The organism is Promicromonospora kroppenstedtii (assembly GCF_044389675.1).
Lineage (GTDB): Bacteria > Actinomycetota > Actinomycetes > Actinomycetales > Cellulomonadaceae > Promicromonospora > Promicromonospora kroppenstedtii.
In genome coordinates this window covers 361,454-385,613 of the sequence record NZ_JBIRYI010000003.1, presented here as the reverse complement: position 1 = coordinate 385,613, position 24,160 = coordinate 361,454, and the positions used below count along the sequence as shown (strand labels likewise).

Here is a 24,160-nt window from a genome sequence, read left to right as displayed (position 1 = left end):
CGACGGCGTCGTCGCGAGCACGCTAGTCCCACTTATGGCGATTAGCAAACAAAAGTTCAAAGTCGTTCGCGATAAGCGAGATTCCCGACATCGGCGGGATCTCCCGGCGCCTCGGCCAGGGGCGGGGAGGCGTGCACCCCTGGACGGTCGCCGCCCGGCAGGTGGTCACCGCTACCGGCTCCCGCCACGCTGTGGCACTATGACCCGCATGAATCAGTGCCTCACCCTGAGCTCCACCCTGCGACAGGTGATCATCATTTCGTAGCGCGTCCGGCGAGAACCGCACCGGACGCGCAGACCTTCCACACCCTGGAGGGTCTTTTTTGTTGGCCTGAAGATCTGACCTCAGCCACGCAAGCCAGACACATCGTTGGGAGCATCGATGACCACCGCCTCGTTCCAGGTGTACGACACGACGCTGCGTGACGGCGCGCAGCAGGAGGGTATGAACCTCTCCGTCTCCGACAAGCTCGCGATCGCGGCGCTGCTCGACGAGCTCGGCGTCGGCTACATCGAGGGCGGCTGGCCCGGCGCGGTACCCAAGGACACCGACTTCTTCGCCCGTGCCGCCACCGAGCTGACCCTGAAGAACGCCGTGCTCGCGGCGTTCGGCGCCACCCGGCGCGCGGGCGTCCGCGCGGGCGACGACCCGCAGGTGCGGGCGCTGCTCGACGCCGCGACCCCCGTGGTGACCCTCGTCGCCAAGTCCGACGTTCGGCACGTGGAGCGCGCGCTGAAGACGACGCGGGCCGAGAACCTCGCGATGATCGGCGACACCGTCAGCTTCCTCGTGGGCGAGGGACGCCGCGTGGTGCTGGACGCCGAGCACTTCTTCGACGGCTACCGGTTCGACCGGGACTACGCGACCAGCGCCGTCAGCACCGCGTTCGAGGCCGGGGCCGAGGTGGTCACGCTCTGCGACACCAACGGCGGCATGCTGCCCACCTGGGTCGGCGAGATCGTGAGCGAGCTGCGGGCCGGAACCGGCGTCGGGCCGGAGCAGATCCTCGGCGTGCACGCGCACAACGACACGGGCTGCGCCGTCGCGAACTCGCTCGCCGCCGTCGAGGCGGGCGCCACGCACGTGCAGGGCACGGTCAACGGCTACGGCGAGCGCACCGGCAACGCCGACCTCGTCACGGTCGTGGCGAACCTGGAGCTCAAGGCCGGCATGACCCTCCTGGCGGACGGCGGCCTGCGCGAGGCCGCCCGGATCTCGCACGCCATCAGCGAGATCACGAACATCTCGCCGTTCGCGCGCCAGCCGTACGTCGGGGCGAGCGCGTTCGCGCACAAGGGCGGCCTCCACGCCAGCGCCATCCGGGTCGACCCCGACATGTACCAGCACACCGACCCCACGCTGGTCGGCAACGACATGCGCATGCTGGTCTCCGACATGGCGGGCCGCGCCTCGATCGAGCTCAAGGGCCGCGAGCTGGGCTTCGACCTGGCCGGCCAGGGCGAGCTGCTCTCCCGTGTGACCAACCGCGTGAAGGACGATGAGGCCGCCGGCTACACCTACGAGGCCGCCGACGCCTCGTTCGAGCTGCTGCTGCGGTCCGAGCTGGGGCAGCGGCCGGACTTCTTCACCGTCGAGTCGTGGCGCACCATCGTCGAGACCGTCCCCGCGGGCGCGGCCCCGCCGTCGGTCCACGCGCCCGACGCCGTCGCGGTGGCCGAGGCGACCGTCAAGCTGCGCGCCGGCGGCGAGCGGATCGTGACGACGGGGGAGGGCAACGGCCCCGTCAACGCGCTGGACCAGGCGCTGCGCACCGCGCTGTCGCAGGTCTACCCGGAGCTGGCCCGGTTCGAGCTCATCGACTTCAAGGTGCGTTTGCTGGACACCGAGCTCGGCACCGACGCGATCACGCGGGTACTGACCGAGACCAGCGACGGCGAGCGGTCGTGGTCGACGGTGGGCGTGGGGCCGAACGTGGTCGAGGCCGCGTGGGAGGCCGTGACCGAGGCGTACGTGTACGGCCTCCTGAAGTCGGGCGTGGACCCGCGCCCCTGACCGGGTTGGCTCCGGCTCCGCCCCGGAAACGTTGAGTGCGGGGTATTTGTGGGTCCGACGCCCGTCGGACCCACAAATACCCCGCACTCAACGGGTCTCGCTCAATGAGCGGTCGAGCGATGAGCGGTCGAGCGGCAGGTCAGGCGACCGGGGCCGGCGGGCGCTGCTCGGCCTTGGTGGTCCCGAAGTCCAGGCGCTGGTCGCGCACCGCGTCGTACGTCGCCTTGATCGCGATCGACGAGCGGTCGTAGGTGCGCTGCGCGACGCGGACGAACAGGTAGTCCACGACAGTGAGCTGCGCGATGCGGCTCGACATGGCACCGACCCGGAACTGCGTCTCGCGGGCCGTGGTGGCCAGCACGACGTCGGACACCAGGCCGATCGGGGCGTCGGGGAAGTTCGTGATCGCCGCCGTCAGCGCGCCGCGCTTGCGGGCGATCTCCAGGGCCTGGTTGGTCTCGCGGGTCTGTCCCGAGTGCGAGACGGCCACGGCCACGTTGCCCGGCTCGAGCAGCGCCGACGAGGCGAGCTGCTGGTGCGGGTCGGGCGAGCTGAACACGAAGACGCCGATGCGCTGCAGCTTCATCGCGAGGTCGGCCGCGGCGAGGTTGGACGACCCGACACCGTAGACGTCGACCCGCTTGGCCTCGGAGATCGCCGTGGCGACGCGCTCGATCGCGTCGGTGTCGATCATGCGGGCCGTCTCCTCGATGGTGCGTGCCTCGTGGAACGCGATCTTGGAGACGACTGCCTCGATGTCGTCGGTCTGGTTGATCTCGCCCTCGGCGATGCCCGACCGCTCCATCTCTACCTCGCGGCGGCTCGTCGCCTGCGCCAGGTCGATGCGGAACTCGGGGTAGCCGGCGTAGCCGACGGCGCGGCAGAACCGCACCACGGTGGCCTGTGACGTGTCCGCGTGCCCGGCGAGCTCCGTGATGGTCGAGGCGACGACGGTGTTCGGGTCGTCGAGGACCGTCTGCGCCACTCGCGCCTCCGCGGGTCGCAGGGTCGGCAGTGCGCGCCTGAGTCGGACGAGGACGTCACCTGTCATGTCGCATCTCCCGGAGTGGTGTGGTGAGGCTGGGTCGAGAACATACACCCGTACCGGGGATCCGGGCACAGCACGTCAGTGAAGGACCATGCGGGTGACTGCCGTCGTTCACTGAAGCTCGTCACCGGGCAGGTCGGTGGCAGACAGCTGGGCCGTGAGCACGTCGGCGGCGCCCACGTCCTCCGGCGTGTCGCGGCTGGTGTGGTGGCCGTCGACGCGGATGGTGAGCCACGGGCGGAACCCGGTCACCGAGTGGGGCGCCTCGCGCAGCCGGCGGGCCAGGTGGAGCGCGCCGTCGAGCGGCGAGCCCTGGCTCGGCACCAGCGAGACGTCGGGGCGGTCCTCGGAGAGGTGCTTGGTGAGCGACACCGTGAGCGGCGACTCCTCCTGGACCAGGCGACCGGTCGTGGAGGCCAGCGGCGGGATGTCGCGGCCCAGTGCGCTCGCGAGCGTGTCAGCGAGGTGCCGGCCGGCCTCCTCGAGGATGCGGATCGACGTGCCGTCGCCCTCGGCGGCCGCGATCATGACCTCGGGAGCCATCGACGCGAGCTGCTTGGCGCGCTCGGCGTTCTTGTAGAACTGGTTGGGCCAGCTCTCGATGAGGCCGAACTTGGCGACGGCCGCCTCGAGCAGGCGCTTCGAGGCGCCACGGCTCGCGCCGTCGTGGTAGCGACCGGCGGCGCGCAGCGCCTCTCCGCCGACCCAGACGCCCGCACCGAGGTCACCGAGCAGGTGGCCCCAGCCGTCGGCGCGGCGCCAGCGGTTCACGCCGTCGTAGCCGAACGCGACGGCACCGGTACCGACGGACAGCACCGCACCGGCACGTCCGCGCAGGGCGCCGAGGTGGGCGGTGAGCGCGTCACCGGCGACGGCGGTGCGGTTGGTCCGCAGCTCGCGCGCCAGGATGTCGTGGATGTCGAGCGGCTTCTCGACCAGGGAGGTCAGCCCGGTCACGCCGACGGCGGCCGAGGAGACGGGTGCGGTGCTGCCGTCGCTCATGCCGTGGTGGCCCATGCGGGCGGCCCACGCGTTGAACGACTGGCACAGGGAGGCGACGACTGCCGAGGCGTCGCTGCCGTGGTGATTCACCTTGACGGCGCGCCCGCTCAGGCTGATGCGCTCGGGGTTCACGGAGTTGCCGAACTCGGCGACAAGGCGCGAGCCGCTACCGCCTACGTCGAGAGCGACGACCCAGGCGTCAACGGCCTCGACCGCCACTCCATCAATACCCTGTGAGAGTTCCGACACCAGGTCATTCTGACACGAAACCAGGGCAAGGTTGTCTAAAGAGAAGAGGAAATTCTGGTCTGTTCTGCTGCGCCTTCTCGCCAAATATCGGACGTGCCCGACGTCGGCGCCTGCCTTCCGTACCTAAGGCGGCTCCGACGTCGGGCACCACAGGCACCGTCGCCTAGTGTGAACACGTGCGAGGAGAGTTCAAGGTTCCACTCGGAAAGCTGGTTCGTGTCGAGACCGAGGTGGACTCGGCGGCGGGACCGCCGGGCCGCCTGGTGGGCACCAGGGTCAGCGGAGACTTCTTCCTGGAGCCCGACGAGGCCCTGGAGGCCATGGGCGAGGCCCTCGACGGGATGCCCGCCGACGCCTCCAAGGCACAGCTCGCGGAGGCGGTGCGGACCGCCCTGGACGGTGCCACCGCCGTCGGCTTCGACGCCGACGCCGTGGCCGTCGCCACCCGGCGCGCGCTCGGCCACGCGACGGCCTGGGACGACCACGAGTTCGAGGTGATCCGCACCCCGGCCGTCTCGCCGCTGCTGAACGTCGCGCTCGACCAGGTGCTCACCGAGGAGCTGGGCGCGGGGCGCCGCGGGCCGACCCTGCGGTTCTGGGAGTGGGACGAGTCCGCGGTGATCATCGGGTCGTTCCAGTCGCTGCGCAACGAGGTCGACGCTGAGGGGGCCGCACGGCACGGCGCCCGCGTGATCAGGCGGATCTCGGGGGGTGGGGCCATGTTCATGGAGCCCGGCAACACCATCTCCTACTCCCTGTACGTGCCGGGCTCGCTCGTGGACGGGCTGAGCTTCGAGCGGTCCTACGCGTTCCTCGACGACTGGGTGATCGGCGCGCTGCACGGGCTCGGGATCGACGCCACGTACGTGCCGCTGAACGACATCGCGTCGCCGGCCGGCAAGATCGCCGGCGCCGCCCAGAAGCGGCTCGCCGGGGGTGCCGTCCTGCACCACGCGACCATGGCCTACGACATGGACGCCGACAAGATGACGGACGTGCTGCGGATCGGCCGCGAGAAGCTCAGCGACAAGGGGACCCGCAGCGCCAACAAGCGCGTGGACCCGCTGCGGTCGCAGACGGGGCTGACCCGCGCCGAGGTGCTCGACGCGCTGGAGGCCGCGTTCCGCGAGCGGTACCGGACCGTGCGGGGCGAGGTCACGCCCGACGAGTGGCGGCGGGCCCAGGCCCTGGTCGATTCGAAGTTCGGCACACCGGAATGGACCGCGCGCGTGCCTTAACGGCGGGCGAAAAGGGGGCGTGCCATGATGGGCAATCACGGTTTGGTAACACCCCTAGCAGATGCTTCACCCGGTCAGTAATCTCCACGCAATGCCGCGTATTGGGAATTTCATTTCTTGGAAATGAGACCTGGCTACTCTCGCGGCTCTCGGCGCACGACCCAGCGCAGGACCAGCGGAAGGAAGCCCAGACGATGACCCGAGCGATGCGACGTTCTCTGGCGGCGGCAACCGGAGCAGTGCTCGTCGCGGCCACGGCGGCCGCCTGCGGCGGTGGTGGCGGCGGTGACAGCGAGGGCGACGGCACCCTCAGCGTCTGGATCATGCAGGGCACCAACCCCGACGCCGAGGACTTCTTCGCCGACGTCTCCACGGCGTTCGAGGAGGAGACGGGTGCGACGCTCGACGTCGAGTTCGTCGAGTGGGGCGACGCCCACGACCGGTTCGTCACCTCCATCGCGGGCGGGACCACCCCCGACGTCGCGGAGACCGGCACCACCTGGACCCCCGAGTTCGCCGACGCGGGCGCGCTCGCCCCGCTCGACGAGTACGTCGACGGCGCCGGGGTCACCGACGACCTGGTCGAGGGCCTGGTCGAGGCGGGCACCTACGACGAGCAGCTCTACGGCATGCCCTGGTACGCCGGTGTGCGCTCCCTGGTCTACAACACGGAGATGTTCGAGCAGGCCGGCGTCGAGCCGCCTACCACGTGGGCCGAGCTGGAGGACGCCGCGGCCGCGCTCAAGGAGGAGTTCCCCGACAAGGTCGCCGTCGCCGTGCCCGGTGACGCCGAGTTCACCGTCTACCCGTGGGTGTGGGCCGCGGGCGGCGAGGTCGCCACGCTCGACGGCGGCACCTGGACCTCGGGCCTCGACAGCCCGGAGGCGCAGGAGGGCATCGCGTTCTGGACGGGCCTGGCCACCGAGGGTGGGTACTCCTCCAGCGGCGCCACCACCTGGCGCGAGACCGACGTGCTCGACTCGTTCGCCGCGGGCGACGTCGGCATGGCCGTCATGGGGTCGTGGACCCCGGGTGCGATCGTCGAGGCCAACCCCGACATGGAGGGCAAGTTCGCCGCCGTGCCGATCCCGGGTCAGGACGGCGGCATCGCCCCGTCGGTGCTCGGCGGGTCGCACCTGAGCATGTTCGAGACGGCCGACGACAAGGACCTCGCCTGGACGTTCGTCGAGATGATGACCACCGGCGAGTTCGCGCAGCAGTGGGCCGAGCAGTCCGGGTACTTCCCGGGGCAGGTGTCGCTGCTGGACGAGACCCTGGCCAGCACGGACCCGCTGGTGGCGCCGTTCGCCGAGCAGTTCGTCGACGGCGGCGCGTCCGTCCCGGCCGCGCCCACGTACGGCGCGGTGCAGGCCAAGCTCACCACCAGCACGATGATGCAGTCGATCCTCTCGGGTGACGCCGACGTCGCCACGGCGTCGACCGCCGCCGCCGAGGAGATGACGAGCATCCTGAACGGCGCTGGATGACGGCGCCCGCCCCGCCCACGCCCTCGACGCGCGCGCCGGCCCCGGCCGGGGCCGGCGGCGGCGCGGCAGGCAGGGTGGCCGGCGGGTGGGCGGGCCGGGCGCGCGCCGCCGCCGTGCGGCCCTGGCTGCTGCTCGCGCCCGCGTTGCTCGTCCTGGCGGTCCTGCTGCTGTGGCCGCTGGTGCGGGTGGGCCTGTTCTCGCTGCAGGACTACGGCCTGCGCGAGATCACCACGGGCGAGCCCAACTGGATCGGCCTGGAGAACTACCGCGAGATCCTGACGACGCCCGAGCTGTGGACCGTGGTGCTGCCCAACACCGTCGGGTTCGCCGTGCTGTCCGTTGTCGGTACCGTCGCCTTCGGCACGGCGGTCGCGGTGCTGCTCGCGTCGCTCGGCACCTTCTGGCGCACCGTCACCTCCAGCGCGATCATGGCGGCGTGGGCCATGCCCGCCGTCACCGGCACGTACGTGTGGGTGTGGATCTTCGACGCCGACCGCGGGGTCTTCAACGACGTCCTGATGAATCTCGGGCTGCTGGACGACCCGACCAACTGGTTCACCAACCGGTGGACGTTCTACGCGATCGTGCTGCTCAACGTGATCCACCACGGCTTCCCGTTCGTGGCCGTGACCGTGCTCGCGGGGCTGCTCGGGGTGCCGAAGGAGATGCTGGAGGCCGCCGAGATGGACGGCGCCGGGTCGTTCCGGCGGTTCTTCTCGATCGTCGTGCCGCAGCTGCGGCAGGTGTTCGCCGTCGTGATCATCCTGTCGACCATCTGGGACTTCAAGGTGTTCGCGCAGGTCTACCTGATGCCAGGCGGGGCAGGGTCCAACCGGTCCGTGCTCAACCTGGGCGTGTGGTCCTACGTCGAGTCGTTCGGGCAGAACCGGTACGGCTTCGGCTCGGCGATCGCCGTGCTGCTGACCCTGCTGCTGCTCGCGATCACCGCGGTCTACGTGCGGACCGTTCTGGCGGAGGAGGAACGATGAGCGCCACCCGCACGCCCCCGCGCGCGGTGAGCCGCACCCTGCCGGGCCCGCAGGTGCTGCGCCGCGGCGGGCGCCGGTCGCCCCTGCGCCAGCTCGGCAAGGGCGTGCTCGTGGCGCTGCTGCTCGTGTTCACGCTGTTCCCCGTCTACTGGATGCTGAACAGCTCGCTCGACGCGCAGGCCGGGCACACGAGCAGCTTCTGGCCCGCCGAGCCCACGCTCGAGCACTACGTGTTCGTGCTTACCGAGGGCGGGTTCGGCACCTTCCTGCGCAACTCCCTGCTCGTCGCGCTCGGCACCGTGGTCGTCTCCTCGGCGCTCGCCCTGTTGGCATCGGTGGCGGTGGCCCGCTTCCGGTTCCGGATGCGCACCCAGATCCTGATGCTGGTGCTCATCGTGCAGATGGTGCCGCTCGAGGCGCTCGTGATCCCGCTGTTCGTGCAGGTTCGCGACCTCCAGCTGCTGGAGACCCTGACGGGCCTGATCGTCGTGTACGTCGCGCTCGCCCTGCCGTTCGGCATCTGGATGCTGCGCGGGTTCGTCGCGGCCGTGCCGGTCGAGCTGGAGGAGGCCGCCTACCTCGACGGCGCGAGCTGGGGCCGCATGTTCTGGTCCGTGCTGCTGCCCCTGGTCGCGCCCGGGCTGGTCGCCACCAGCATCTTCGGCTTCATCACGGCGTGGAACGAGTTCATCTTCGCGATGACGATGCTCGGCGGGGCGACCGAGAACTACACGGTGGCGATCGGCCTGCGCTCGTTCTTCGGCGTCCACTCCAACGACTGGGGCGCCATCATGGCGGCCTCCACGGTCATCACGGTGCCGGTGATGATCTTCTTCATCCTGGTCCAGCGTCGGCTCGCCTCGGGTCTCACGGCGGGGGCCGTGAAGGAATGACCGGGGCGAAGGAATGACCGCCGCGCCGGCGGGGCCGACCCGGACGGAGCGGGCCGTCAACGGCGTGCTCCTGCCGGGGTTCGAGAGCACCGTCGGCAGCTCCGGCGGCGTGGTCCCCGCCTGGCTGGCGGACGCCGCCCGGGCCGGGCTGGCCGGCGTCGTCTACTTCGCGCGGAACACACCGGACGTCCCGACCACGGCGGCGCTCTCGGCGGCCCTGCACGCGATCTCGCCGGGCCTTGTCATCGCCGTCGACGAGGAGGGCGGTGACGTGTCGCGGCTGGAGGCGGCCGACGGATCGTCCCTGCCCGGCGCGGCCGCGCTCGGCGAGCTGCCCAGCGCCATCTCGCTGGACGCGGGGCGGGCGCTCGGCCGCGTCCTCGCCGCGACCGGCATCGACCTGCTGCTCGGCCCGGTGCTCGACGTCGTCTCCGCACCCGACAACCCCGTGATCGGGGTGCGCGCGTTCGGCACCACGCCCGACACCGTCGCGCGGCACGGCATCGCGTTCGCCCGTGGCGTGCGCAGCTCCGGCGTGGGCGTGTGCGGCAAGCACTTCCCCGGCCACGGCGCCACCACGGTGGACTCGCACGTGGGCCTGCCCGTGGTGGACGAGCCGCTCGACGTGGTGCGGGAGCGCGACCTCGTGCCGTTCGCACGGGCACTGCGTCCTGAGGGGCGAGCGGACGTGGGGCAGGCAGGGCTGGGTCGGGCAGGGCTGGGTCGGGCAGGGCTGGGTCGGGCAGGGCTGGGTCGGGCAGGGCTGGGTCGGGCAGGGCTGGATCGGGCCGGGCTGGATCGGGCCGGGCTCGACCAGTCCCGGCTGGATGCGGTGATGACGGCGCACGTGCTGTTCCCCGCCGTCGGGCCGGCGCCCGCGTCCGTGGAACCGGCGGCGACGCGCCTGCTGCGCGACCTCGGCCACGACGGCCCGATCATCACCGACGCCCTGGACATGGGTGCCCTGCGCCAGCTCACCGGCTCGGTCGGCGAGGCCGCCGTCCGCGCGATCGAGGCAGGAGCCGACCTGCTCTGCCTGGGCCTCGACCCCGGCCTGTACACCGAGTCGTACGACGCGCTGAGCCGGGCCGTCGCCTCCGGACGCGTACGCGTCGAGCGGCTCGAGGAGTCCGGGGCGCGCACGCGCGCGATGGTGGCGGCGGTCCGCGAGCGGCAGGCCGCGGCGGGAGCAGTGACGGACGCCGTGATCGCGCGTCAGGCGCTCGCGGACCTGGCTGAGCTCGGGGCAGGCATCGCCGACGCCGTCGTGCACGTGGCTGGTGCGGATCTGGTGCCGCTGGGGCCCGACGCCGCGCCCGACGTCGTCGACCTGCGGGTCCGGCTGGACCACGCCGCCGGACGCAAGGCCCGGCACGTCCAGACCGCGGTCGCCGCCCGGTGGCCCGGGGCCAGGATGTTCCCGGAGACGGACCCGCCCGGGGGGTCGTCCCGGTGGCCCGGACTGGACGATGATGGACTTCCAGTGCCTATTGCCCGATTCACCCGGTACGGTGTATCGGCGGATCTCGACAGGATCGGTACCGAACGTGGCGCAGAATTTCCTGGGCGGCCTCCTGCGGAGGATCCCGCGAGTGCTCCGCGTGGTGCCGAGCCGCTCGTCGTGATCACCCGGGAACCTGTCCCGGGTTCGGTGGAACGCGCCCGGCTGGAGCGGCTGTACGCCGTCCGGCCGGACCTGGTGGTGGTGCACACGGGACTCCCGGGGCCGGTCGGGGACTGGTTCGGGACGCTGAGCGGTGGGGGCCCCGCGGTCGTGGTGGCGTGCGGGACCGGGCGGGCGAACGCCGCGGCGGCCGTGGCGCGCTTGAGCGGTCGCGGTCGCAGTCGGGCAGGAGCAGTCGAGAAGTCGCGGTAGAGCAGTCATGAACGACGAGCAGGAGGTCCGGACGAGCACGGGTCCGGACGAGCACGAAGTCCAAGAGCGAAGTCCAAGAGCACAGAGCAAGAAGAACGAAGGGGGCTCACCGATGATCGCGGAGGCGGGATTCGAACGGCACGCACAGTCGGCGCCGCGCCCGGTCTCACCCACCGAGGAGCGCAACCCGCGCACCCGTGACATCGACGTGGTCTCCACGGCGGACATGGTGCGCATGATCACCGACGAGGACGCCGCCGTCATCGCCGCGGTGCGCGCGGCACACCCGCGCATCGTCGAGGCGATCGACCTCGCGGTGGAGGGGATCCGCGCCGGGGGACGGGTGCACTACGTCGGCTCGGGCACGTCCGGCCGCATGGGCCTGCTCGACGCGGCCGAGCTCCTGCCCACCTACGGCGTGGGCGAGGAGATGTTCGTGCCGCACCTGGCCGGCGGCCTGGGCGCCTTCAAGAAGGCGGCGGAGGGCGCCGAGGACGACGTCGAGGCAGGCGCCGTGCTCGTGTCCGACGTCGGGCCCGCTGACGTCGTGTTCGGCATCGCGGCCAGCGGGAACACCCCCTACGTCGGGGGAGCGCTCGACATGGGCCGCTCGCGCGGGGCACGCACCGTGCTGCTCGCGTCCAACCCCTTCGCGGCCCTGGCGCCGAAGGCCGACGTGCCGATCCTGGTGAACACGGGGCCGGAGGCCATCACGGGGTCCACCCGCATGAAGGCGGGCACCGCTCAGAAGATGGTGCTGAATACCTTCTCGACGGCGGTCATGGTGCGGCTCGGGAAGACCTACTCCAACCTCATGGTCGAGGTGCTCGCCACCAACGAGAAGCTGCGCAAGCGCCTGGTGCGCCTGCTCACGCAGGCCACGGACCTGGAGGCCGACGTGTGCGAGAACGCGCTCGCGGCGACCGACGGCGACCTGCGGGCCGCGCTCGTCATGCTTGTCGCGGGCGTCGACCGGTCCGCGGCCGTGGCGGCGCTCGCCGTCGAGCCCGGTGGGCTCAGCGGCCCGTCGGTGCGCGAGGCGCTGGCGCGGCTGGGCATCGAGCCGGCCTGACGCGCGCGTTCGGTGGTCCGCGGCGGGGCCGGCAGTCGGCACTGAGATCTGGCACTGAGATCTGGCCCTGAGATCTGGCCCTGAGATCGGCACGGGCCCGTGCCGATCTCAGGGCTGGTTGCCGCCCTTGCTGATGAGGCTGGTTCTGCTGGAACGGGTGGGTCAGGCCGCGGCGGGGGTCCGGCGTCTGCTCGCGTCGCGGACGTCCGCCGCGAGCTTGGCGACCAGGATGTCGCCGCCCTTGGTGAGCTGCTGACCGCGCTCCGAGAAGCCGAGGCGGCCGTGGAAGCGCATCGAGCCGGGGTTCGGCGGGTTCAGGTTGACCTCGCAGGTGACGACGTCGTGGCCCGCGGTGCGGGCGGCGTCGAACACGGCGTCGTAGAAGAGCTGGCCGATGCCGCGGCCGCGGGCGCCCTCGCCCACCACGATCCGGTCCACGTACAGGTGGTCCAGGCCGCGCTCCTCGAACCAGGCGTAGTTCTCGCCGGCCCAGTCCTCGCCACCCTCGAGCGCCACGACGAAGCCCAGGGGGTCCGTGGGCACCGCCGGGTCGATCGCGACCAGGGCGAGCGACGAGGCGTCCAGCAGCTCGGACATGTCGTCGGCCGGGGTGTCCGGCACTGCGGGCACGGAGGCGTTGTTCAGCGTCACCAGGTGCGAGATGTCGGCGTCGGTCGCGGGGCGCAGGACGGTGGCCGTGGACATGGCTCGATCACTCCAAGGAGTCGGCAGGGGAACCCGAAGACACTAGCCGCGGAGCCCCTCGCACGTCTGTGACCTGGGTCAAAGAGTGGTGGCGGTCACGCGCGGGCCGAAGACTGCCGTCCCCACGCGCACGATCGTCGCGCCCTCCGCGATCGCGAGCTCCAGGTCGCCGGTCATGCCCATCGAGAGCTCCGTCGCGGAGGCCGTGCCCGGGGCGCCCGACGCGAGCACCTCGTCCCGGATCGCGCGCAGCCGCGCGAAACCGGCCCGGACAGTCTGCTCGGCCTCACCTGCTGGGCCCTCGGCCGCGGTCAGTCGGGCGCCGATCGTCATGAACCCGGTCAGGCGCAGGCCCGGCAGGGCGGCGACCGCGGTGGCGAGCGCTGCGGCGTCCTGCGGCTCGATGCCCGACTTGCTCTCCTCGCCGGTGACGTTGACCTGCACCATCACGTCCAGGGCCCGGTCGCCGGTGCGGTCGTCGCGCACACAGCGGTCCGAGATCGCGCGGGCCAGCTCCAGCGAGTCCAGCGTCTCCAGGCCCGTGGCCGTGGCCAGCACCTGGTTGATCTTGTTGCGCTGCAGGTGACCGATCATGTGCACCTGCAGCGCGCCGTCGGCGACCCGGTCGGCCACGGCCGGCGCCTTCGCGACGAGCTCCTGCACTCGGTTCTCGCCGATCAGGTCGACACCTGCGGCCAGCGCCTCCAGCACGGCGTCCGCCGTCTGCGTCTTGGTCGCGACCAGGAGCCGCACCTCGTCCGGGCGGCGCCCGGCGGCGTCGGCGGCCGTGGCAATGCGCTCGCGGACGACGGCGAGCCGGCCGGCGACCGTGCCGGGCGAGTGCTGGGCGGGGGTGGGCTGGGGATGGTCGGACACGGGGTGAGTCTATTTCGGCGTGCCGGGGCAGACGGACGTCGGCAGACTGGACGGGAGGTCGCGGTGGAACGAAGGCTCAGGGTCGGATCAGGGGGGTGCCTGGTTCCCTGACCTGCTGCTCTACGGAAGGATGGGCTCCATGAGAACGCTGCTGAACATCATCTGGGTCATCTTCGCGGGGTTCGGGCTGTGGCTCGGGTACATGCTCGCGGGGATCATCTGTTGCCTGCTCATCGTCACCATCCCGTTCGGCGTCGCGTCCTTCCGCATCGCGGGGTACGCCCTCTGGCCGTTCGGGCGTGAGGTCATCGAGAGCCCCCGCTCCGGCATCTTCTCCCTGATCGGCAACGTCATCTGGGTGATCGTCGCCGGCTGGTGGCTCGCGCTGGGCCACGTCATCACCGCGATCCCGCTGGTGATCTCGATCATCGGCATCCCGATGGCCTGGGCGAACCTCAAGCTCATCCCGGTCTCCCTCATGCCGCTCGGCAAGCAGATCGTCCCGAGCGACGCCCTGCTGCCGACCTACCGCAAGCAGGTCGCCGCGGCCTGAGCGCCCGGGTGAGCGCCCGGGCCGGGTGCTCAGGCCGGGTGCTCAGTCGCGGGCGATCGGAGCCGTCGTCCCGTTCGTGAGCGTCAGCAGGTCGGCCGGTGCGAGGCCCACGTCGAGCCCGCGCCTGCCGCCCGACACGTAGACGACGTCGAACGCCTCGGCCGACTCGTCCAGCACCGTCACGTGCCGCGTCTTCTGCCCCAGCGGCGAGATGCCGCCCACCACGTAGCCGGTGGCCCGCTCCGCCGCCGCCGGATCGGCCATGGCGGCCTTCTTGCCGCCCGCCGCGCGGGCCAGGGCCTTGAGGTCCAGCTTGCGGTCCACGGGCACGATGCCCACCACGAGCTTCCCGTCGACGTCGGCCAACAGGGTCTTGAACACCTGCGGCGCGTCGACGCCGATCGCCTCCGCGGCCTCCATGCCGTAGCTGAGCTCACTCGCCGGATCGTGCTCGTAGGGGTGCAGCGTGTGCGGCACGCCCGACTTCTCCAGCGTGACGACGGCAGGCGTCCCGTGGCTGGCGCGGGCGGACTTCGAGTTCTTGGCCACGAGGCGATTGTGCCGTGCGGGCCGCGGGCCGGCGCAACGGTTTTGCGGTACGGACGGCGTCGTCGGCTCGGGTGCCGGGCCAATCCCCTGGAGTCCGGTCGGAAACTGCGTGGCTAGCGTAGGGAGAGTGCTCGCCCTCCTCGTCCTCGCCATCCTCGTCGGGGGCTCTCTGCAACGCGTGGCGGGAATGGGCTTCGGGCTCGTCGCCGGACCGTTCATCGTGCTCCTCGTCGGCCCGATCGAGGGCGTCATGTTCGTCAACCTCGTGGGCGCGCTGATGGCGCTGCTCGTGCTCGGGCGCACGATCCGTCACGTGAACTGGCGCCGCTACGGCTGGCTGGTGAGCGCGTCCGTGGCGGTCAGCGTGCCGGCGGCGCTGGTCATCCGAGAGGCGAGCGCGTCGGCCCTGGAGATCGGGGTGGGCGGCGTCGTCGTCGTGGCCATGACCCTCGCGCTGGTGACCTCGCGGCTGCGGGGCGCGGAGCGGCCCTTCGCGCCGGAGGCCCGGCTGCCGCTGCTGGTCACGGGTGCAGCGGCCGGGTTCGGCAGCGTCGCTGCCGGGATCGGCGGGCCGCCCATCGCCGTGTACTCCGTGCTCGACCGGTGGGACCCGCGCGACTTCGCGGCCACCGCCCAGCCGATCTTCCTCACCAACGCACTCGCCGCGATGACGGCCAAGCTCCTGGTCGCCGACGTCACGTTCCCCGGCTTCGCCGTCTGGGAGTGGCTGACCGTCGGCGTCGCGCTCGTGGCGGCGATCGGGCTGGGAGAGCTGCTCGTAGGGCGGATCTCGGCGAGCGCGACGCGCAAGGTGCTCGTCACGCTCGCCTACATCGGTGGGTTCGCGACCCTCGGCCGAGGGCTGCTCGGGCTGTTCGCCTGACCCCGCCTCCTGACCCCGCCTCCTGGCCCGGCACTCTGTCCTGTCCGGACGGGACAGCCCGGACGTGGCAGCCCCGACGTGGCAGCCCGGACGTGTCAGACGTACAGGTCACCGGGGGTGACCTGTACGTCTGACGGGGAAGGGCTACTCGAGCGGCCCCAGGACCATCGACGGCTCGCCCGACGGCGTGAGCCTGGCCGCCCCGAGGTTGCCGACGGTGCAGCTCCCGCTGCGCGGGCTGCCGGCGTTCCAGACCTGGCGCAGGCAGTTGCGCATTGCGAGCTGACCCCAGTAGCTGGGGTGCAGCGACTCCTGGACGTAGTAGGGCGAGTCGCCGATGGTGGACACCGTCCGGATCTGGTTGACCCACTCGGTCCGGTCGACCGCGCCTGCCGACTGCCAGCTGGGCAGGCCCACCTCCTCGTACAGCCCGACGCCGTTCTCGCACAGGCGCTTGCCGTCGAACGCGTGCGTCATGTCGAGGGTGCGGACGTTCGGCAGCCCGACGTCGTCGGCGGCACCCAGCAGCGCGCCGTTGATGGTGGGCAGGGCCGTGGAGTTGGCCCAGTCGGCGTCCCGGTTCCACAGTCCGCACCCGCCCGTGGACTGGCGGGTGTACCCCGACTCCGAGTAGCGGATCCCCGAGCCGTTCGGCACGGGCGACGGGTAGGTCTGGACCACGAGGGTCCACTGGCTGGTGCTGTACCCGGCGTTGCTCATCGCTGTCGCGACGTTGTCGAGCGCCCCCACCACCCGGGACCGTACGTCGGCGACGTTCGCGGCGGTGAAGTTGGCCGCGACCGAGCTGTCGTCGTGGCAGTAGTTCTTCCACCAGGTGGGCGAGGTGAGGAAGTTGACGACGCAGGACTGCACGACGCTCGCGAACTCGAAGTCGTTCCCACCGATCGAGACGACGACCATGCGCACGTTCCTGGTGGCGGCGGCCTCCTGGAGCATCCGGGCCTGGCCCTTGCCGGCCGATCCCTCGTAGAAGTCGATGCCCGGCTTGAAGTTCGTGCCGGTCGAGGTGGCGGTCGTCGCCCCGCTGCACGCGAGGTTGAGGCCCTCCACACCACCGCCGATGTAGGCCTCCGCGGAGGAAGCACGGTGGCAGCGCGGGATGGTCTCGCCCGTGCCGGAGGCGTTGTCGAAGTAGGCGGACGGGCCGAGGGCGTCGGCCCGGTCCGAGTCGCTGTTGGAGGCGCCCGCCCAGCGTCCGGCCTCGCCGGAGATGTAGGAGTCGCCGAGTGTCACGACCCACGGTGTGCCGACGCCGGGGCCGTCGGCGGGCAGGGGAGCCGCGGTCGCCGGGGCGGCTGCCGGCACCGCGACCGCGAGGGCCGCGACCGTGGCGAGGGAGACGGCGAGGGAGACGGCGAGGCAGCCGGTCAGGTAGCTGCTGAGGGGGCGTCGGGCGAACGGGCGGCGGGTTCGTCTGGTTCGTCGGGGGCCGGAGCGGTCGGGAGAGGGCAGGTGCGTCGTCATTGGCACTCCTGTGTCCAGGCAGCGCCCGAGCGGCGCTGCTGACCGGATCTTCAATACCGGAGTTTATGCCAAGGCCGAACTTGGGTAAATAGACGGTAAATCGCCCGGGAAATGTTCCTCCGGACGATGTCGGCTGCCGGGCCTGGCCCGGCCCGGCAGCCGGCCTAGATCTGGCCCACGGACAGCACGGTCAGCACGACCTCGCCGGCCTCGTCGCTCGCCGCCAGGTCGATGAGCGCGGTGATCGCCCAGTCGCGGTTCCGGTCGGCGTCGTCGAGCACCTGCCGCACCCACCACGTGCCGGGCTCGACCCGGCCGCTCACGCCGTCCTGCCCGCCCGAGCCCGCGCTGCCGCTGCTGCTGCCGCCGCTGGTCGGCAGCTCCGCGCCCGGCTCGAGGATCGTGAGCAGCGCGGCCGAGCGTGCCTCTGGTCCGATGCCGACGGCGTCGTCGCCCTGCTCGTCGAACAGGGGGTCCAGCGCGTCGCCCCACGCGTCGGCGTCCCAGCCCTGGTCCAGCGCGGCCAGTGCCGGGTAGGCCTCGCGTGCGATCAGCTCGACGCGCCGGAACATCGCGTTGCGGACCAGGCGCCGGAACGCGCGCGGGTTCCCGGTGACGGGTCGCGCTGGTGCCTCGGCACCGGCGTCGGCGAGCTCGCCGTCGGTCACGAGGTCGGCATCGTCATCCACAGGATTGGCCAAGCGCTCCCACTCGTCGAGCAACGAGGAGTCCACGCCGCGCACGAGCTCGCCGAGCCACTCGATGATCTCCTGCACCTCCTCGGTGCGGTGCTCGTCGGGGACGACCTGGCGCACGGCCCGGAAGGCGTCGGCGAGGTAGCGCAGCACCACGCCCTCGGTGCGCTCCAGGCCGTACACGCTCACGATCTCGGCGAACGTCATGGCCTTCTCGACCATGTCGCGCACCACGGACTTGGGCGAGAGCTCGGCGTCGGCCACCCACGGGTTGGTGCGGCGATAGGTCTGGAACGCGGGTTCGAGGAGGTCGGCCAGCGGCTTGGGCCACGTGACCTCCTCCAGCAGCTCCATGCGCTCCTCGTACTCCAGCCCTTCGGCCTTCATGGCGGCGACGGCCTCGCCGCGCGCCCGGTTCTGCTGCCCCATGAGCACCTGGCGGGGGTCGTCGAGCGTCGCCTCGATGACAGAGACGACGTCGAGCGCGTGCGTGGGGCTGTCGACGTCGAGCAGGTCCATGGCGGCCAGGGCGAACGGCGACAGGGGCTGGTTCAGCGCGAAGTCGCGCGGGAGGTCCACCATGAGGCGGGCCGACGGACGGAGCCGGCCGTCGGCGTCCGGTACCCGGACCTTCTCCACGACACCCGCGAGCCGTAGCGAGCGGTAGATGCGGAAAGCCTGCCGCACGTGCTCGGCCTGCTGCGTCTCCGAGTCGTGGTTGGCGGTCAGGAGGTGACGCATCGCGTCCACGGGGTCGGTCGGGGCGGTGTGACCCGGGCCGGTGCCGGTGCCAGTGCCGGTGCTGGTGCCGTGGCTGGAGGCGCGGGCCAGCACGTTGAGCACCATCGCGTGGTTCACGCGGAACTGGGAGACCAGGGGCTCGGGATCGGCGTCGCGCAGGCGCTCGAACGTGGCATCGGTCCAGTTCACGCTGCCGGACGGTGCCTTCTTGCGGACGATCTTCTTGAGCTTCTTCGGGTCGTCGCCGGCCTTGGCCAGGAGCTTGCGGTTCTCGATGACGTGCTCGGGCGCCATGACCAGCACCTCGCCCACGGTGTCGTACCCGGCGCGGCCCGCGCGTCCGGCGATCTGGTGGAACTCGCGAGCGCTGAGGTGCCGCATGCGCTCGCCGTCGAACTTCACGAGGCTCGTCAGAAGCACCGTGCGGATCGGCACGTTGATGCCGACGCCGAGGGTGTCGGTACCGCAGACGACCTTGAGCAGGCCCTTCTGTGTGAGGCGCTCCACGAGGCGGCGGTACTTGGGCAGCATGCCCGCGTGGTGCACGCCCACGCCGTGCCGCAGGAACTTGCTCAGGATCTTGCCGAACCCGGTGCCGAACCGGAAGGCGCCCATCTCCGCGATGATCGCCTCCTTCTCGGACTTGCTGGAGACGTTCATCGACAGCAGCGACTGTGCCCGGTCGACGGCGTCCTTCTGGGTGAAGTGCACGACGTACACCGGGGCGCGGTGCGTGGTCACCAGCTCCTGGATCACCTCGGTCAGCGGCTCGACCACGTACGAGAAGGTGAGCGGCACGGGGCGCTCGGCGCCCGCGACCTCGGCGACCGGCCTGCCCGTGCGCTCCTCGAGGTCCTCGCGGAGGCGGGTGGTGTCACCGAGGGTGGCGCTCATCAGGATGAACTGGGTGTTCGTGAGCTCCAGCAGCGGCACCTGCCACGCCCAGCCGCGCTGCGGGTCGCCGTAGTAGTGGAACTCGTCCATCACGACCTGGGCGATCGTGTCGTCGTCGGCGGCGGTGTCCGTCTCGTCGGCGGCGTCGCCGCGCCGCAGGGCGAGGTTCGCGAGGATCTCGGCGGTGCAGCAGATGATCGGGGCGTCCGGGTTCACCGCGGAGTCACCCGTCATCATGCCGACGTTCTTCGAGCCGAACGCGGCGACCAGGTCGAAGAACTTCTCGCTGACCAGCGCCTTGAGCGGTGCCGTGTAGTAGGTGCGCCCGCCGCGCCCGGACCGGTGCGCGGCCAGGGCGGCGAACTGCGCACCCATCGCGACCATCGACTTGCCGGAACCCGTGGGGGTCGCCAGCACCACGTGGGAGCCCGTCATGACCTCCAGGAGGGCCTCCTCCTGGTGCGGGTAGAGCGCGCGCCCGCCCGCCGCGGCCCACTCGCCGAACTTCTCGAACAGGACGTCCGGATCGGGGTCCTTGCCCGTGGGCGCGGGCAGGTAGGGGATCAAGGTCCCCGCCGGCTTCGGGGCGCCCGACGTGGCGGGTCGGTCGGCGGAGGTGGGGGTCGAGGTTGTCGACGTCGTCGAGGAGGGCGCGGTCATGATGCCGCCCATTCTTGCAGGGGGTGAAGCGGGACGACGATGTCGGGTGGGCTCGCCGTCATGGGCGAGGTGTTCGCAGGGTGTGGAGACCGTCGTGCCGTTGTTGCGCCGAGGGAGTGCGACCACAGGGGGCGTCATCGACGAGTTGTGCACAGATTTCGGTTCTGGGCTTTGTGGTGGACGTTTGTTCTCTACGGTGGTGATGGATCGCGGCTCTGACTGCTGTTTTCTGGGGCTCGATCTGGTGCTCGTTCTGGTTCTGGATCTGGATCTGGTACTGGCTGGTGCTGGCACGGTCCTGTTCGAGTCGTGGTGGTGTGGGAAGGAGGTGACGGCCGTGGTTCTCGAGGCGATGCCTCCGGCGGGAGGCGGGGCGGGTTCCCCGCGTGGGGTGGCGGACGTCGTCGCCGACCTGGGACGGATCGTCGACGAGCTCGTGGAGGTGGCGGGTCCGGAGGCGCTGGACGTGCTGGAGTCGGCTGGTGCTGGTGCTGGTGCTGGTGCTGGTGCTGGCGTCGGTGTCGGTGAGGTGGCCGACCGGCTCACGGTCCTGTCGCCGTTGCTCCGCAGGGCGGTGCACCGCCTCGATGTGCTGCGGGTGTCCTGGCTGCCCAGGATCGAGGCACACGGCCTCTGGGCGACCGACGGGTCCCGGACGTTCCCGGCGTGGCTCTCCCGGCGAGAAGGCGTGCGGTTCGGCACGGCGAGCCGCGACGTGAAAGCCGGACGTCGGCTCGCCGCGCACCTGCCGGCCACCCTCGCCGGCGCCCTGGCCGGCCGGGTGGGACCCGAGCAGCTGCGCGCGATGATCGACAAGGCGCCGACCTCGGACCTGCGCGCAGAGGCTCTCGCCGAAGAGATCCTGGTTGACCCTGGCGTGACCGAGCGCGAGGTGGCCGAGGGTGCTGGGCCCGACGACGGCGACTCCGGCGAGGCCGCCGGGGGCACTGGCGACGAGAACGCTGACGGCGGCGCCGCTGATGGTGACGCTGCTGATGGCGGCGCCGGACCGACCGGCGGGACGATGACGGGCGAAGAACTGCTGCTGACCCACATCGACCTGAACACTCCGGACGGCTTCCGGCGCATCGTCGACCGGTTCGCCGACCACGCGGACCCGGACGCCGACGAGCGGGGCTACCGGGTCGCGAAGGAGCGCGAGCATCTCGAGCTCTCCAAGACGCTCGATGGCTTCCACGTCAGGGGGTTCCTCACCGACGAGCACGGTCACGCGCTGAGCGCGGCCCTCGGGTCCGTGATGGGCAGGCCGGCGCCGGGCGACGACCGGACGGCGACCCAGCTGCGCGCACAGGCGCTCGCGGACCTTGCGCGCTCCGCGCTCGACAACGGCCGCACCGGTTCGGGGTCTGCGGTGCGGCCGCAGATCAGCGTGCTGGTGTCGCTCGGCGAGATGGAACGCCTGGTCGCGCGGGTTGGAAGCGAGGCTGCTGGTGCTGGTGCTGGTGCTGGTGCTGGTGCTGGTGCTGGTGCCGTTGCCGTTGCTGGTGGCGGCGGTGGCGGCGGTGGCTGTGGCGGTCATGCCGGTGTCGATGGTGTCGGCGGTCCCGCCGGTCCGGGGGCGGGTCCGGGTCCGGGCCAGGGTCCGCGGCGGGGGCGGGGGCGGGGCGCGCGACGGGCCGCTGGTAGCGGGGGAGCCGCTTCCGCGCGGCCGGGTGCAGCGTTCGAGTCGATCCCGCCGACACTCACCGGGGACGGGCGCGACAGCGTCATCCCGAGGAGCCTCTTCCGTCGGTTGGCCTGCGACAGTGCCATTACGCGGGTCGTCTTCGGCCCGGACGGCGCGGTGCTCGACGTCGGGCGGGCGCACCGGACGGTGACCGGCCAGATGCGCCGAGCGGTCATCGCCCGAGATCGGCACTGCGTCTATCCGTCGTGCGACCAGCCGCCGTCCCGCTGCGAGGTCCACCATGCTGTGAGGCACTGGGCCGACGGCGGTGAGACCTCCGTGGCCAACGGCGCCCTGCTCTGCTACCACCATCACGATCTGGTCGACACGACCGACGTCACCATGCGCTGGCGCGAGGGCGTCGGCGGGTGGTCCTTCCGGGATCGGCACGGCCGGACGATCGCCGATCCCGCTGCACCGGCCGAGGCCGCGATCCCGCTCGGTCCGGGCGAGCCGCCGGACTGGGCCGCGTGATGGCGCTCTGGCGGCGAGCTCTGGCGGCGCCTGGCATCGCTCGTGGCGCTCGGCGATGGCTGCGGCGCCGGTAGGCGGCGCTTGTTACGCCGGCGGCATCCTGCCGCGCCCGGCAGGCAGCGCTTGTGGCGTTGGCAGTGCCTGTATCGGCTGGTTGCCCCGGTATCGACCGGTATTGCCTCCGTATCGCCGCGCTATCGCTTGTGGCGGTGTCTGGTCTCTTTACCGAGCTTCGGTCTGCGTGATGCCGGTCGGCTGGTTACTCGCTTGCTGGTCACCCGTTGCTTGGTCACTCGCTGGTTGGTCACTCGCTGGTTGGTCACTCGCTGGTTGGTCACCCGCTGGTTGGTCACCCGCTGGCGCGTTGGCCGGGCTCGCGTCCACGCGCTTCTCGCCGGCCTGCACCGCGATTACTCCCGCGAGGATCAGCGCGCCGCCGACGAGCTGGATCGGCTGCGGCAGCTCACCCAGCAGTAGCCAGGCGAAGCCGATGGCGGACACGACCTCGAACAGCCCGACGAAGGACGACAGTCGGGGGCCCAGCAGGCGGCCTGCAGCGATCCCGGCGACGTAAGCGAAGCCGGCGGTGATGATGCCCAGGCCGACCACGGGTAACCACCAGGGCACCGCCGTGCCCGCGTATACCGGAGGCGCCGTGCCGTACTCGAGCGGCATCAGCCCGGTCGCGCCGAGCACACCCAGAGCCGCGGTGGCCGTCGTCAGGCCCCCGGCGGCAAGGGCGAGCGGCGGCAGACCCGTGTCGACGTCCGCGTTGATGACGAAGTAGGTGGAGACACCGAGCATCGCCACCAGGGCCCAGGCGATTCCGACCGGATCGACGGCGGTGGCTCCCGGCGCGCCCGAGATCAGGTTCAGCACGAGTACCAGCCCGACGGCTGCGAGCAGCGTGCCGCCGATCGTGGCCAGGGTCGGGCGTTGTCCGTGTCGCAGCCAGAACCAGAGGACCACGGCCGCCGGGGCCGTGTACTCGATGAGCAGCGCCGGGCCGACCGGCATGTGCTGGACCGCCGAGAAGTAGGCGAACTGGCAGCCTGCGACCGAAACCGCGCCGTAGACCGCGATCAGCCCGAGGTTCTTCCGCACGGGTCGCCAGTCACCGCGCAGCGACACGATGCCGAGCGGCAGCACCACCACAGTCGCGATCGCCACGCGCACGAGCACCATCGCACCGGGACTCCACCCGGTGTCGAGGAGGCCGCTGGCGAACACCCCGGACAGGCTGAATGCCACGGCGGACGCGCCGGCGAACAGCAGGCCCAAGGTGAGGTGTCGTGACGGTCGGGAGGGGGCGAACCGCCGCCTGTTCGCTGGAAGTCCGTTCCGGGGCGCGACGCCCGTCCCAGGAATGCCCGAGCTCGGAACGCGAGGCGTCATGATCCCCCGCTCTGGGACGCCCGGCCCGCCCGGCCCGGAGATGCCCGGCTCGTTGGTGTCAGGTGTCACAGTGCCCATGAGTCCTGACGCTAGGGGTGGGGCGAGTAATGTGTCAATGTGGTTTTCACTCATGACACCGAGGAATCGCTCCAGGCCGCCGTCATGCTCGTGAACGCGGCCGAGCCACCGGTCTCGATCTCGACGGTTGCGGACCTCGACGAGTTCTTCGCCGGGCAGGGGTACACGGGCCGCCACGACAGCACCCAGGCAGAGCTGGACGAAGTGCTCAGCCTGCAGCCTCGGCTCCGCGAGCTGCTCACAGCGGACCGCGACTCGGCGGCCGGTCTCGTGAACGAGATGCTCGCCGACGCCGGCGCGGTGCCGCAGCTCGTGCGACACCCGCCGGCCGACTGGCACATCCACGCCGTGCCGAGCGATGCGCCCCTCGCCGCCCGCATCCTGGTCGAGACGGCGATGGCGATGGTCGACGTGATTCGCGACGACGAGCTCTCCCGCCTCGCGGTGTGCGCCGACAACGACTGCGAGGGGATCGTTCTCGATCTGTCTCGCAACAGGTCGCGCCGGTACTGCTCCACGACCTGCAGCAACCGCAATGCCCAGGCCGCCCACCGCGCGCGGCGCGCCAACCAGGCGACGGCGGCCCAGGCCGGTTGACCGGATCGGGCCGGCTCAGC

Annotated in this window: 19 protein-coding genes; 11 read left to right on the top strand and 8 right to left on the bottom strand. The window is 71.4% G+C overall.

What is annotated here, in order from left to right; all coding sequences use genetic code 11:
* The first annotated feature begins 382 nt into the window (after nucleotides 1–382).
* The gene (gene cimA, locus ACH47X_RS07385; RefSeq protein ID WP_397402844.1) at nucleotides 383–2,014 is read left to right on the top strand and encodes a citramalate synthase; all 1,632 of its coding nucleotides are present in this window, start codon (nucleotides 383–385) and stop codon (nucleotides 2,012–2,014) included.
* Between the two features lie 139 nt (nucleotides 2,015–2,153).
* Here cimA and ACH47X_RS07380 read toward each other — a convergent pair whose 3' ends face one another.
* Both ACH47X_RS07380 and ACH47X_RS07375 read right to left on the bottom strand, forming a co-directional pair.
* Nucleotides 2,154–3,065 (bottom strand): MurR/RpiR family transcriptional regulator, encoded by a 912-nt coding sequence (locus ACH47X_RS07380; protein ID WP_051433511.1) that lies wholly within the window; start codon nucleotides 3,063–3,065, stop codon nucleotides 2,154–2,156.
* Between the two features lie 108 nt (nucleotides 3,066–3,173).
* Nucleotides 3,174–4,313 carry an N-acetylglucosamine kinase gene (locus tag ACH47X_RS07375; RefSeq protein WP_169736647.1) on the bottom strand — a complete coding sequence of 380 codons (1,140 nt, stop codon included), beginning with the start codon at nucleotides 4,311–4,313 and terminating at the stop codon, nucleotides 3,174–3,176.
* A 176-nt stretch (nucleotides 4,314–4,489) separates the two neighbouring features.
* Between ACH47X_RS07375 and ACH47X_RS07370 the strand changes: the two genes are divergently transcribed.
* The 6 genes from ACH47X_RS07370 (at nucleotide 4,490) to murQ (ending at nucleotide 11,868) form a co-directional block, all read left to right on the top strand.
* Nucleotides 4,490–5,551 (top strand): biotin/lipoate A/B protein ligase family protein, encoded by a 1,062-nt coding sequence (locus tag ACH47X_RS07370; RefSeq protein WP_397402841.1) that lies wholly within the window; start codon nucleotides 4,490–4,492, stop codon nucleotides 5,549–5,551.
* A 206-nt stretch (nucleotides 5,552–5,757) separates the two neighbouring features.
* Nucleotides 5,758–7,038, top strand: a complete 1,281-nt coding sequence (locus ACH47X_RS07365) for a sugar ABC transporter substrate-binding protein (protein WP_397402839.1) — start codon at nucleotides 5,758–5,760, stop codon at nucleotides 7,036–7,038.
* On the top strand, nucleotides 7,035–8,027 hold the full coding sequence (locus ACH47X_RS07360) for a carbohydrate ABC transporter permease (RefSeq protein WP_397402837.1): 993 nt from the start codon (nucleotides 7,035–7,037) through the stop codon (nucleotides 8,025–8,027). The genes ACH47X_RS07365 and ACH47X_RS07360 overlap by 4 nt, the downstream gene beginning before the upstream one ends.
* Nucleotides 8,024–8,920: a carbohydrate ABC transporter permease gene (locus ACH47X_RS07355; RefSeq protein WP_397402835.1), complete on the top strand. Its 897-nt coding sequence runs from the start codon at nucleotides 8,024–8,026 to the stop codon at nucleotides 8,918–8,920. Before ACH47X_RS07360 ends, ACH47X_RS07355 begins: the two co-directional genes overlap by 4 nt.
* A 13-nt stretch (nucleotides 8,921–8,933) precedes the next feature.
* Nucleotides 8,934–10,796: a glycoside hydrolase family 3 N-terminal domain-containing protein gene (locus ACH47X_RS07350; protein ID WP_397402833.1), complete on the top strand. Its 1,863-nt coding sequence runs from the start codon at nucleotides 8,934–8,936 to the stop codon at nucleotides 10,794–10,796.
* 112 nt (nucleotides 10,797–10,908) lie between these two features.
* Nucleotides 10,909–11,868, top strand: coding sequence for an N-acetylmuramic acid 6-phosphate etherase (gene murQ, locus ACH47X_RS07345; protein ID WP_397402831.1), 960 nt, complete (start codon nucleotides 10,909–10,911; stop codon nucleotides 11,866–11,868).
* A gap of 162 nt (nucleotides 11,869–12,030) precedes the next feature.
* On the opposite strand, the gene ACH47X_RS07340 is transcribed toward murQ, so the two are convergent.
* Together ACH47X_RS07340 and ACH47X_RS07335 are read right to left on the bottom strand one after the other, a co-directional pair.
* Complete coding sequence (locus tag ACH47X_RS07340) at nucleotides 12,031–12,573, bottom strand: GNAT family N-acetyltransferase (protein WP_397402829.1); 543 nt, start codon at nucleotides 12,571–12,573, stop codon at nucleotides 12,031–12,033.
* A 78-nt stretch (nucleotides 12,574–12,651) separates the two neighbouring features.
* On the bottom strand, nucleotides 12,652–13,449 hold the full coding sequence (locus ACH47X_RS07335; protein WP_397402827.1) for a YggS family pyridoxal phosphate-dependent enzyme: 798 nt from the start codon (nucleotides 13,447–13,449) through the stop codon (nucleotides 12,652–12,654).
* A gap of 139 nt (nucleotides 13,450–13,588) precedes the next feature.
* On the opposite strand from ACH47X_RS07335, the gene ACH47X_RS07330 reads away from it, so the two are divergent.
* Nucleotides 13,589–14,002: a YccF domain-containing protein gene (locus ACH47X_RS07330; RefSeq protein WP_020013676.1), complete on the top strand. Its 414-nt coding sequence runs from the start codon at nucleotides 13,589–13,591 to the stop codon at nucleotides 14,000–14,002.
* Nucleotides 14,003–14,044: 42 nt separating this feature from the next.
* Here the strand turns inward: ACH47X_RS07330 and ybaK are convergent, their stop codons facing one another.
* Nucleotides 14,045–14,551 carry a Cys-tRNA(Pro) deacylase gene (ybaK, locus tag ACH47X_RS07325; protein ID WP_397402824.1) on the bottom strand — a complete coding sequence of 169 codons (507 nt, stop codon included), beginning with the start codon at nucleotides 14,549–14,551 and terminating at the stop codon, nucleotides 14,045–14,047.
* Nucleotides 14,552–14,678: 127 nt separating this feature from the next.
* On the opposite strand from ybaK, the gene ACH47X_RS07320 reads away from it, so the two are divergent.
* Nucleotides 14,679–15,434 carry a sulfite exporter TauE/SafE family protein gene (locus ACH47X_RS07320; protein WP_036971410.1) on the top strand — a complete coding sequence of 252 codons (756 nt, stop codon included), beginning with the start codon at nucleotides 14,679–14,681 and terminating at the stop codon, nucleotides 15,432–15,434.
* Between the two features lie 144 nt (nucleotides 15,435–15,578).
* On the opposite strand, the gene ACH47X_RS07315 is transcribed toward ACH47X_RS07320, so the two are convergent.
* Together ACH47X_RS07315 and ACH47X_RS07310 are read right to left on the bottom strand one after the other, a co-directional pair.
* The gene (locus tag ACH47X_RS07315) at nucleotides 15,579–16,919 is read right to left on the bottom strand and encodes a hypothetical protein (RefSeq protein WP_397402821.1); all 1,341 of its coding nucleotides are present in this window, start codon (nucleotides 16,917–16,919) and stop codon (nucleotides 15,579–15,581) included.
* Nucleotides 16,920–17,083: 164 nt separating this feature from the next.
* Nucleotides 17,084–19,909 (bottom strand): DEAD/DEAH box helicase, encoded by a 2,826-nt coding sequence (locus ACH47X_RS07310; protein ID WP_397402819.1) that lies wholly within the window; start codon nucleotides 19,907–19,909, stop codon nucleotides 17,084–17,086.
* Nucleotides 19,910–20,246: 337 nt separating this feature from the next.
* On the opposite strand from ACH47X_RS07310, the gene ACH47X_RS07305 reads away from it, so the two are divergent.
* A complete protein-coding gene (locus ACH47X_RS07305; protein ID WP_397402817.1) occupies nucleotides 20,247–22,070 on the top strand; it encodes an HNH endonuclease signature motif containing protein in 1,824 nt (607 codons plus the stop codon).
* 222 nt (nucleotides 22,071–22,292) lie between these two features.
* Here ACH47X_RS07305 and ACH47X_RS07300 read toward each other — a convergent pair whose 3' ends face one another.
* Nucleotides 22,293–23,351 (bottom strand): EamA family transporter, encoded by a 1,059-nt coding sequence (locus ACH47X_RS07300; RefSeq protein WP_397402815.1) that lies wholly within the window; start codon nucleotides 23,349–23,351, stop codon nucleotides 22,293–22,295.
* Between the two features lie 231 nt (nucleotides 23,352–23,582).
* Between ACH47X_RS07300 and ACH47X_RS07295 the strand changes: the two genes are divergently transcribed.
* A complete protein-coding gene (locus tag ACH47X_RS07295; RefSeq protein WP_397402813.1) occupies nucleotides 23,583–24,140 on the top strand; it encodes a CGNR zinc finger domain-containing protein in 558 nt (185 codons plus the stop codon).
* The last annotated feature ends 20 nt before the right edge of the window (nucleotides 24,141–24,160 follow it).